At 60.6% G+C, this 9,809-nt stretch carries 10 protein-coding genes and 1 tRNA gene; 5 read left to right on the forward strand and 6 right to left on the reverse strand.

Annotation, left to right across the window (positions count from 1 at the left end; genetic code table 11):
• Nucleotides 1-655 precede the first annotated feature (655 nt).
• Both VKF82_04150 and VKF82_04155 read right to left on the reverse strand, forming a co-directional pair.
• Complete coding sequence (locus VKF82_04150) at nt 656-1,045, reverse strand: hypothetical protein (protein HME81251.1); 390 nt, start codon at nt 1,043-1,045, stop codon at nt 656-658.
• 106 nt (nt 1,046-1,151) lie between these two features.
• The gene (locus VKF82_04155; protein ID HME81252.1) at nt 1,152-2,615 is read right to left on the reverse strand and encodes a YncE family protein; all 1,464 of its coding nucleotides are present in this window, start codon (nt 2,613-2,615) and stop codon (nt 1,152-1,154) included.
• 269 nt (nt 2,616-2,884) lie between these two features.
• Here VKF82_04155 and VKF82_04160 point away from each other — a divergent pair, with 269 nt between their 5' ends.
• Nucleotides 2,885-3,838 (forward strand): helix-turn-helix transcriptional regulator, encoded by a 954-nt coding sequence (locus VKF82_04160; protein HME81253.1) that lies wholly within the window; start codon nt 2,885-2,887, stop codon nt 3,836-3,838.
• 398 nt (nt 3,839-4,236) lie between these two features.
• Here VKF82_04160 and VKF82_04165 read toward each other — a convergent pair whose 3' ends face one another.
• Both VKF82_04165 and VKF82_04170 read right to left on the reverse strand, forming a co-directional pair.
• Nucleotides 4,237-4,953: an SDR family NAD(P)-dependent oxidoreductase gene (locus VKF82_04165; protein ID HME81254.1), complete on the reverse strand. Its 717-nt coding sequence runs from the start codon at nt 4,951-4,953 to the stop codon at nt 4,237-4,239.
• Nucleotides 4,954-5,170: 217 nt separating this feature from the next.
• A tRNA-Met gene (locus tag VKF82_04170) sits at nt 5,171-5,244 on the reverse strand.
• Nucleotides 5,245-5,284: 40 nt separating this feature from the next.
• Here VKF82_04170 and VKF82_04175 point away from each other — a divergent pair.
• Both VKF82_04175 and add read left to right on the forward strand, forming a co-directional pair.
• Nucleotides 5,285-6,148 carry a DUF1028 domain-containing protein gene (locus tag VKF82_04175; GenBank protein ID HME81255.1) on the forward strand — a complete coding sequence of 288 codons (864 nt, stop codon included), beginning with the start codon at nt 5,285-5,287 and terminating at the stop codon, nt 6,146-6,148.
• On the forward strand, nt 6,145-7,155 hold the full coding sequence (add, locus tag VKF82_04180) for an adenosine deaminase (protein HME81256.1): 1,011 nt from the start codon (nt 6,145-6,147) through the stop codon (nt 7,153-7,155). The genes VKF82_04175 and add overlap by 4 nt, the downstream gene beginning before the upstream one ends.
• On the opposite strand, the gene VKF82_04185 is transcribed toward add, so the two are convergent.
• Nucleotides 7,142-7,516, reverse strand: a complete 375-nt coding sequence (locus VKF82_04185; GenBank protein HME81257.1) for a hypothetical protein — start codon at nt 7,514-7,516, stop codon at nt 7,142-7,144. The genes add and VKF82_04185 overlap by 14 nt on opposite strands.
• Nucleotides 7,513-7,980 carry a hypothetical protein gene (locus tag VKF82_04190; GenBank protein HME81258.1) on the reverse strand — a complete coding sequence of 156 codons (468 nt, stop codon included), beginning with the start codon at nt 7,978-7,980 and terminating at the stop codon, nt 7,513-7,515. Before VKF82_04190 ends, VKF82_04185 begins: the two co-directional genes overlap by 4 nt.
• Before the next feature lie 159 nt (nt 7,981-8,139).
• On the opposite strand from VKF82_04190, the gene VKF82_04195 reads away from it, so the two are divergent.
• Complete coding sequence (locus VKF82_04195) at nt 8,140-8,886, forward strand: metal-dependent transcriptional regulator (GenBank protein HME81259.1); 747 nt, start codon at nt 8,140-8,142, stop codon at nt 8,884-8,886.
• 215 nt (nt 8,887-9,101) lie between these two features.
• Nucleotides 9,102-9,809 (forward strand): multicopper oxidase domain-containing protein (locus VKF82_04200; GenBank protein HME81260.1); only part of this gene is annotated, 708 nt, incomplete at its 3' end.

The following is a 9,809-nucleotide window of genomic DNA, read 5'->3' on the forward strand; positions in this document are numbered from 1 at the left end:
CCCATAAAACAGGCCTGACTGTGACGACGAGTAACTAAAACCGCCTTCAGTCACCGAGACGAAGAAATGCCGCCCAAACTGCTGCCCCGCACTAAAGGCAACTGGAGTCACGCTGGGATTGAAGTTGTGCTGGATGACGACCGACTGTTTCGAGAATTGCAGTTCGCACCTGCTGTTGTTGGCAACTCAAAAAGAAAGGCGCAAATCATTTGCTGATCGCGCCTGTCCCAAATTTCTTGCGGGGGATGGATTCGCACATCTCGCAACCAGCATGAGCCCACAATCCCGGCATGCTTTACTTTCTGCAAAGTTACGCGGTCGGTGGCGTCGCCGTCCTAGGATGTCTCTTGTGGGGTGCGCAGTGCGGCTGCCTGTCACGCAAGAGGTTGTCGGTTCGAGCCCGATCAGCGTCGCCTCTCAAAACGCAAGCCCCGCAAGTGATTGCGGGGCTTTGCTCCCTATCCCAAGCCGGTCAGTCCAAGGCACTCGGTGCATTAGACGCCCCTAAAGATTCGTGGGGAAGATGAATTCATCAGATCGACGAGCTCTCCGAAGACCTTGCGAGCCACCGGTCCGAGCGAGTCAGAAGAGTCGGCTGATCGGCGGCCTCAACGACCACCGCTAGCTTTCCCCGCCTGCCACTAGATGGACGCTCCTATCCTGTCGGCTTGAGCGCTTCAACGCTAATGCCGAAGAAACTGGGTGGATAGAACTGGGTACCGGTCGCCGTCACTTTCTGATCGACGTACGGCATCAACTTCTCGTATAACGGACTCTTGCTCATCACCATGACGATGTTGCCGTCTGGCGTTTGAATGCCGAGCTGCTGGCCCTTAAGCCCGCACGGCCACGCCACGGGCTTCATGCCTTTCTGGCCCATCGTGTAGCATGAGAGGTCGAGCACTTCGCCCGTCAGCGTGATCGTCTTGCCGCTATTCGTCCAGGTCTGAGTGTTGCTCGCGCTCGACGATACATCGGCTGACACGACTGAAGCGATGCCCACCGCAGCGATCCCGCCGAGCAACACAAGCGTTAGTTTGTTCATGAAAACCTCCCTAGTCGCGCCGTGGAAATCGGCCTGCCCAGCGCGCCACGGACTTCGCGACAGGCTGCTCGCCGGATGCCCTGAATGGCATCAAGATTTGTCATGTTCAAGGTGCCTGGATCTGGACAGGCGCGCCGAGACTACTCGGCGTCCCATCAACAATCACCAGAAACCGGGGTTGCGCGCCCTCCTCGCCGCGTACGGCCTGCCGGATTGGACCAACAGCGTTGACTACCGCCGACCCCGCTGGATTTGTCGTGAACGCGGATAGAGGTTCCAAGGGGCCACTGCCGTCAGCGTGCGGTGATAGGGCGAGAACGTAGAGTTTGTTCGGTTCGAGCCCGGTTACGGCGGCCTCCAGCACCTGAACGAGTCCTTGGTCGAATAGCGATACACTGGTCGGCGCTTCATCGTCGCCGGACGCGTTCTTAGATGTGGAAACCAGTGTCAGATAGTCGGCGTTGCCTGCACCGCCCAGCGGCTGCAGCCCCTGCGTGCCCGCGCCGCTCGGGACGGCGTCGGGTACGTACACGACGGCTTGGGCCGCCTGGCCGATGGGGACGGTCGCGAGGACGGTGTTCGTCAAGGTGTCGATCGCCGTCAATCGATCGGCGTTTTCGAGCCCTACGTACACGCGTTTTCCATCTCCCGATGGCCAAATTCCGTGAGGAAGCCTACCGACCCGAATCGTGGCGACCTTTGTGAAGTCGGTGGTGCGGAAAACCAGAACTTCATTCTGCCCACCGGCCGTCACATAGGCAAACGTTCCGTTGGCGTTGTGAGCGAAGTTGACGTGGTTAGTAAGCGGCCCCGTATCGATCGTCTTCAGTATCGCAAAGGGCGGGCGCGCATCAAACACCTCGGTCTTGCCTGTGTCCTTTAATGTGAACCACACCTGCCTACCGTCAGGCGTCGCCGCGATGTTTGGGCAGAAGGGACTCGCCTGATGGACGTGCCCGACGATTGCGTGGTCAGCAACTCTGACGACCACCGTTTCCGGTGTGAAGGACGAACACACATACCCGTATTTCCCGTCGGGCGAGAATATCTGCATGCCGGGACCGTTCGGAACGATAACGCGCGTCTTGATCTCGTATGTCGTGCCATCGAGGACGGACACGAAATTCTCCCCGCGTACCGTCACCCACACCTCCGAACCATCCGGAGTAAAGAAGACTTCGTGCGGTGAGCGCCCGACATAGGTGACGTGCTTGATGCGATTCGTTTGAGTGTCGATAAAGATCACCGAGTTCGTGCCGATCGCAACGACGGCAATCGTCCGACGATTCGGCGAGAAACCCATCCCGTGCACGAGCAGCTGCCCACGATAGAGAGGGCTCAACGTGCCGATGAAGTCGCCCAGACGGATGACCCCCAAGAGCCTATTACTGGCGGGGTCGGTGACGGAGACCGTGTTCGAATATTGCTCCGCGGCGTACACTCTGTCGCGATGACTGATCGGCACATCAGGCGCGGCTGATGAAAATGGGGCTTGCCCGGCGAACGCGGGGCGCACCGCAACGAGCGCCAATACGAGTTCTGACGCCACGATAAATGATAAAATTTTCATGACAGTGCTCTCGTTTTCTCGACTACAACACCACATTCGTGAGCGTGTCGAGCGCGTGATCCATAGCTGCAACCTGCGTATCCATTCCCTTGACGCCATCTCGCGCAGCAACTGCGGTTAGAAGAAAACTGCGTCGTGGCAGCGACCAGGAACCCGGCCGAACGGATGTTTGATGGCCGGTACGAGGTTGCCAAGCCCGGCTGTTCCGCATTTAGTGCCCCCTTGATGTTTAGGGCGATTATGATACGATAATGTCGTAGACGCTATAAATGCGCAGTTTACAACCGCTCAGTCAGGGGCCTCAAGCCATTAAAATGAGCGCTCAAAAACCGGTTGTTCAGTCTTTGGAATGTCTGAAAATCGATGAGTATCGAAATGTCTCAGAGCTAGTCAAGTTCTGCCGTCTCCGCATCAGTCGCGAAAGCCGTTCACTGGGTGCCGTGGAGCGGATGCCCGTGCGCGTCGGCAAGCCGGTGACCCAGGAAGAAGTTGCCGAGGCGGTGGGGATCAGCCGCGTATGGTATGCGATGATCGAGGGGAATCGCCCCGTGCGCGTTTCAGCGCGTGTCCTGGACCGGATCGCCGACGTACTGGCGCTGAATCAGAATGAACGAACGATCTTATTTCGGCTCGCGGTCCCGGAACTTCGTTCAACGTCCTTATCCGAGCGAGCGCTAGGGATGCTTGAAGCCTTCGGGTCGCTACGGCGGTTCACGCGGCGGCTGTGGGGTGTCTCTTCGCATCTCGAGGTCCTGAGAGCGGCGCGCGAATTTCTGATGCTCGAAGTCAAACCCGTAGCTGCGATAACGTTCCGGAGAACCGAAGATGGCCAGTGGGTCTCGGAGTTAAACAGCGATGGCGGGAGCGAGCGCGTCACGCAAGCGCTCGAGCTAATACGAGAACGCTGTGGCAGCTCCGGCATCGATGACCTGCACTGCATGACGGTAATGACGCGGCCCGGGGAGCTCATTACCCAATCGGATCGCGATAAGCTCTTTCCGAAGTTGGCCGCGCGAGCAAACGATGTTCTCAGCTCCATTGATTTGTCGAGCAGCTTTTTCACCATGGCACACGTGCAGTCCAATTACGGTCTTATCGCACGGCTTTCGGCGTTGTACAATGACCAGTACGCGTTGTCCGATCTCGAGCGCGCCCAATTGAGCACCATCGCGGAACTGAGCTCGCTCGCGCTATCGGGATCAGCTTCGCACCAGCGAGGATGAATCCACAGGACGAAGCTCGTTGCTGCAGTCCAGCGCCTCGTGATTTGTCGGCAAATGCCTGGCACGTCCCGAATTCGGAGCCAGGAGTAACTGTGGATTTCCGCCCAAATAGGCGACACACTTCAGAGACGTCAACGGATTTTGAACGGCGATGACTGTGTAGCCCTTTGCTTGCAGCAGGGGAATAACTTTTGGCTCAACTTGATCCGTTGGCCCAGGCACCATGGACTGGTACGATGTTCTTCACACCTTTGCCAGGTGCGGCGTCTGAAACGTTGCGTCGCTTAGAGCAAGAAGCATCACTCCAAGTGTAGCCACACACACAAGCGTTTTCGCGTTAAAGATTAACATCGCCATGACGTTATTTCCCTTAGTGTAGTAAATGGTCGTGGCGGAGCTTACTTCTCTGGCCCTATCGGGAATTGTTCCTGGCCAGCGTCGACTTTGAAGCGCAGTTCGCGCGTCAGATTATGCTCACTGCACTCAAATAGCTTCCAGTAAAGCTCAGCAAGACAACCCAAAGCGGCGGCGTCGTTTGGGACATCTCCGTCGATCGTAACGATACCGACGCGAATACCCTGGGGTTCTGTCTCTTCGGCGAGGCAGTCAACGAACACGCGCAATGCGGCTTTATTGATGCTCAGCGATGTCTGCTCCACTGACGGCGACTGAGCGAGGCCGCAGCCGGAAAACAGAATCGCCCCGCCGCGTCGGCGCATCTCCCTTATCGCAAGCTGTGAGAACGAGACCGCAGCGGCGACGTTCACGCGGAAATCGGAGACTATGTCGTGCGCATTGAGCAACGACAGATGTTTACGGGAGGGCGAAAAAGCATTGTAAATAAAGACGTCGCAACTCTCGGCTTGATTCTTAATGATGTGGATCGCATGGTCAAGGGCCGGTTCGTTGCTCACGTCACATTGGAGCGGGAAAATGGATAGGTCACATGCGCGCATCGAAGCGGCCTGGGCTGCGATGCGCGGCGGCTCACGCAGGAGCATGAACGACGCGAATCCCGCTTGAGCGTAGCGCTTTGCGATCGCGAGACCTAAGCGCGGGCCGGCGCCCGCAATGACGCATGCGGGTTGGCGATTCGTGCTCTGCGTCTCGTCCAAAATCGAGGCTCCATCGCCCGGCCCCAAAGAATAACGGCATCATCGCACCGCTGCATGACGGATTCCATAAATACGGAGTTTACAATGTGCCGAAGAAGCCCGGGCCTGATTCCGCCCGGCGGCCTTAAAAGACGACTCTAAAACCGAGACGGCGTCCATGCGCGTTCGGTTATCGCGCCAGGTACGCCGCCAAAGAGAAGGGGTTGCGAGAAGTGTCTTGCGGGGGATGGATTTGAACCACCGACCTTCGGGTTATGAGCCCGACGAGCTACCGGACTGCTCCACCCCGCTCTAATAGGTACGTTGGAGTCGCAAATCGTACCTGCCCACCATGCTCAGGCCTTCGACTTTTAGCATCGTCGCATTCGATCCGGCAGCGAACGAACTCGGTGTCGCGGTTGAATCGAAATTCCTCGCCGTCGGGTCAGCCGTACCGTGGGCCGAGGCCGGCGTGGGTGCTATCGCCACGCAATCATGGGCGAACACCTCGTACGGGCCACGCGGTCTTGACCTCATGCGCAAAGGGGCGACGCCGCAGGAAACCATTAACGCGCTGATCGCCGACGACGAGCACGCAGACGAACGTCAAGTCGGCATCGTCGACGCGCACGGACGTTCGGCCACGTACACCGGCGCGAAATGCAAGGATTGGGCCAGCGGTACGAACGGCATCAACTACGCCGCGCAAGGCAATATACTCGCCGGTCCCAAGGTTGTCGATGCCATGGTGGACGGCTTCGAACAAACGAAGGGCCATCTCGCGGACAGACTGGTCGCTGCATTGAGCGCTGGCCAAGCCGCAGGCGGCGACCGGCGCGGCCAGCAAAGCGCGGCGCTCTATATCGCCAAACCGGCGGGGGGCTACAGCGGTTTCAACGATCGCTACGTCGATCTTAGAGTCGACGACCACTCGCGACCGATCGACGAACTGGCGCGCATCCTCGAGATGCACAAGCTCTATAGTTTCAAGCCCTTGCCGCACGAGATTATCCCGATCGATGATGCGCTCGGAGCCGAGATCGCGGCTCTGCTCGCCAACGCTGGCGAGCTGCCCAAAGGCGTTGCGTTCGACGCCAAAGCGCGCGAGGTCTTGGTCGCGTTCATGCATCGCGAGAATCTCGAAAACCGCGTGCGCGACGACGGCTGTATCGATCTCCAGACCCTTGATTATCTGCGCGCCCTGCGCGCGCGATGAGCCCCATAACCCGCGAATGGATCCGCGGGCTGCCCAAACCCGAGCTCCACGTGCATCTCGAAGGCACCATCTCGCCTGAAGCGTACGTGCGCATCGCCAAGCGCAACGGCATCGAGCCCAACGAGGATCCCGCCGCGATGTTCAAATGTACGGACTTCGAGTCGTTCTTGCGCGCGTTTCTCAAAGTCGTCCGCGTGCTGAGGCAGCCGCAAGATTTCGCCGAAATAACATACGACTATCTCAAATCGGCCGCGGCCGATGGCGTGCGTCATGTCGAGCTTTTTCTATCGCCGGCGACGCAACGCAAGTTCGTACCGGACCTGAATCTCGAACACCTCGTTCACGCCGTTGCCGAAGCGTGCGGACGTGCCGAAAGCAATTTCGGCATGTCGTCGCTGCTGCTTTTCGACATGGTGCGCAACCTTGGTGAGGGCGACGCCTTTGAAGATCTCGAGCTAGCCCAACGTTGCAGGGGCTATCGCGTCGTCGGCGTCGGTCTGGGCGGCGACGAACGTAACTTCCCAGCGCGCGACTTTCAAGCCGCGTTCGCCAAAGCAGAAGAGCTGGGCTTGCACCGAACCGTACACGCGGGCGAGGCCGCCGGACCCGAGAGCATCAAAGACGCGGTCGAGCTGCTCCACGCCGAGCGTATCGGCCACGGCGTGAGCGCTCGTGGGGACAAGGCGACGATGGAACTGCTGCGCGCCAACTCGGTCGCCATCGACGCCTGCCCGACCAGCAACGTCGTCACCGGCGCCGTGCGCCACATCAAGGCGCACCCGCTCTACGAGTTCCTCAGCGAAGGGCTGCTCGTCACGCTGAGCTCGGATGATCCGGCGTTTTTCGGCGCGTCGCTGGTGGACGAATACGTCGAGCTGGCGGACCAAGGCTTCCCGCAGATCGAGCTCGTCAACCTTGCCCGGAACGGTTTCAAAGCATCGTTCGCTCCAGCGCAGCTGAAGCGAACGTGGCTTGGGGAGATCGACCGGTACGTTACTTCGGAATGATGCGGTAGGCGGCGACCTGTCCGTTGGCGTGCAGCCGCAGCTCCACCGTCATGTCGCCCTTGCTGAACTTCGCGTCGTACACGTAACGGCGCGTGTCGTCGTCGCTCTTGGTCGCGCTCAGCCCTTGGAAGTCGCCGAGCGAGTGCATCTTGTCGGAGATCATCGCGACTTGCGTGCGCGTCGCCTGGCCCTTGAGCGTGTCGTCGAAGTTCGCGATGACGCCATTGTAGTCGTTATTGTACAGGGCCTGCGCGATCGCCGTCGCCGTGTCTTGCGGGCTTGAGTTGTGCTGCGACTGGCTGCATGCCACCAGGCCTGCGGCCAGCACGCATGCGATGATCAGTCGGCTATACGCGATCAAAAGGTGCCCCATCCGTACGCGACCATCTGGGAGTTCACGGGTGTGGCCGGCGTCTGGACCGCTACGACCGGCTTTGCCGCCACGAAATTCGAGCCGGCCGGACTGATCGCGGCGACCGCTGCGTTCAGCTTGCTGATCTGTTGCTGCTGGATCGCCACTTCTTTCTTCAGCTCGCTGGCGACGATTGTCTCATGTTGATAGGCCGTCTTGTACTGCTGCGCGGCCGCCTGCGCGTTGTCGCGCTGCTCGGCCAGCGCCGCTTGCTGCTGCGCATCCTGTGCGTATTTCTCATGCACCTTTTTGTTGTGGTTGATGACGATCAGCGTGGCTGCGGCCGCAGCGGCTCCGCCGATCAAGATATTGCGAGTGCTGGCGGCGCCGTCTGCGAGCGCCATCGGTTTAGGCGCAAACGCGAGCAGCAACGCGCCGATCAGGCCGGCCGCGATGAGTCTGGTGTGTTTCATATATTCATACCCCCACGTATACAACGTGTCCAAGCGCTAGCAACGTTCCTCCAGCTTCCTTGTACCCTCGGTTCTCCGGTACAACGCTCGGGGGACCCTCAGCCCAGCCTGAGGCCGAAGGATAAGCTCGCCTGAGCCGTTGAATTAGGCTAGGCTAACATGCCCACGCAACGCGCGCTCAACTCCGCCCTCAAGACTCCCCTGGTCGAGCCGCTCGACGAGCCTGAGGTCAGTCCCAACGTCGAGATGTACCTCAAGACGATCGTGCGCCTCAAGCGGGACGGCGAGCCCGTCTCGACCTCGGCGATTGCCGCCGAGCTCTCCGTCTCCGCCGCGTCCGCATCCGCGATGCTCAAGAAGCTCGACGCCGACGGCTACGTCAAGCACGACGGACGCCACGGCGTGTTCCCGACGCCAGCCGGCGCGAAGATCGGCGCCCTCACGTTGCGCCGCCAGCGTTTGGCCGAGCGACTGCTGGTCGATCATCTCGGCATCCCATGGGAGTTCGCCTACGCGGAGGCATGCCGCCTCGAGCACGCGATCTCGCCGCTGGTCGAACGTCATCTCTATCGCTTTACGGGCGAGCCGACGACCTGTCCGCACGGCCACGCGATTCCACGCGAAGACGGCTCGCTGTGGGACCATGATGACGTGGTCGACCTCGTCGAGCTGCCGGTCGGCGTGAGCGCCAAGGTGCTCGAGGTCAAGCACGATATGCCCGAGCTGCTCAGGTATCTCGCGCAGATCGGCTTGCGGCCGGGCACAGCGGTAGTCGTCGAGAAATTCGAGCGCGCCGTCGGGCTGCTGAACCTGCGCGTCAACGGCAAGACCCATTCGGTGAGCACGCAGCTCGCCGGCGCGATCACCGTCAAACATCCGCACCCGAAAGCCTCGAAAGGCAAGTAAAGCTGAAGCCCGCCGCAAGACCCGCGCGACGCGCGCTAGCCGCCGCCGCCATCATCGCCAGCGCACTCATCAGCGCCGCCGCGTGGATCGGCGCCGCGGCCCAACCGGCTCGCGCCGACACGCTCGAGCAAGCACCGCCCGGCCCCGTCGCCGCCGACGTTGCGCCCGCCATCGTCGCCAAAGCCGAAGCCGACGCCCAAGCCGACTACGCGCTCTTGCCGGCGCTGCCGCCGCTGCTAAGCGGTCAGATCAAGACCATCAATCTCATCGCCGAAGTCAAACCGTGGACGCCCGCGCCCGGCGTGAAGGTCGACGCATGGACCTATAACGGTACCGTCCCCGGCCCCACCATCCACGTGCGCCAGGGCGACACGCTGCGCGTCGTCTTCACAAACCATCTCCCCGCGCCCACGACCGTCCACTGGCATGGCATGAACGTGCCGGCCGCCATGGACGGCACGCCGGGATTCAGTCAAGCACCGGTGCAGCCCGGCCAAAGCTTCGTCTACCAGTTCGTCGTGCAGCAGCCGGGCACGTACATCTACCACACGCACGTCGACGACCTCAACCAGCTCGACCGCGGCTTGTATGGCGCCGTCGTCGTCGAGCCGCGCGCTCCGGAGCCGGGCCCAAAGGCCGATCGCGACTACTTGATGCTCATCTCGTCGTGGATGATCCACAGCACGAGCGAGAACTATTTCAGCATCAACGGCAAGAGCTATCCGCTGGGCAAGCCGTTCATGGTCACGCAGGGCCAGCGCATCCGCATCCGCGAGATCGAAATCAGCGGCACCGAGTTCCACACCATGCACACGCACGGCCATCACTTCCAGGTCGTAGCGGTGGACGGCCAGCCGGTGGCACCCGCCTCACGTCAGATGATGGACACGATCACGCTCGGTCCCGGCGAGACGCGCGATATC

It is taken from the genome of Candidatus Eremiobacteraceae bacterium (assembly GCA_035314825.1).
Lineage (GTDB): Bacteria > Vulcanimicrobiota > Vulcanimicrobiia > Eremiobacterales > Eremiobacteraceae > JAFAHD01.

Excerpts from the sequence above, each read along its gene's own strand:
- VKF82_04150 (HME81251.1), bottom strand. The coding sequence starts at position 1,045 with ATGAACAAACTAACGCTTGTGTTGCTCGGCGGGATCGCTGCGGTGGGC.
- VKF82_04155 (HME81252.1), bottom strand. The coding sequence starts at position 2,615 with ATGAAAATTTTATCATTTATCGTGGCGTCAGAACTCGTATTGGCGCTC.
- VKF82_04160 (HME81253.1), top strand. The coding sequence starts at position 2,885 with ATGCGCAGTTTACAACCGCTCAGTCAGGGGCCTCAAGCCATTAAAATG.
- VKF82_04175 (HME81255.1), top strand. The coding sequence starts at position 5,285 with ATGCTCAGGCCTTCGACTTTTAGCATCGTCGCATTCGATCCGGCAGCG.
- add (HME81256.1), top strand. The coding sequence starts at position 6,145 with ATGAGCCCCATAACCCGCGAATGGATCCGCGGGCTGCCCAAACCCGAG.
- VKF82_04190 (HME81258.1), bottom strand. The coding sequence starts at position 7,980 with ATGAAACACACCAGACTCATCGCGGCCGGCCTGATCGGCGCGTTGCTG.
- VKF82_04195 (HME81259.1), top strand. The coding sequence starts at position 8,140 with ATGCCCACGCAACGCGCGCTCAACTCCGCCCTCAAGACTCCCCTGGTC.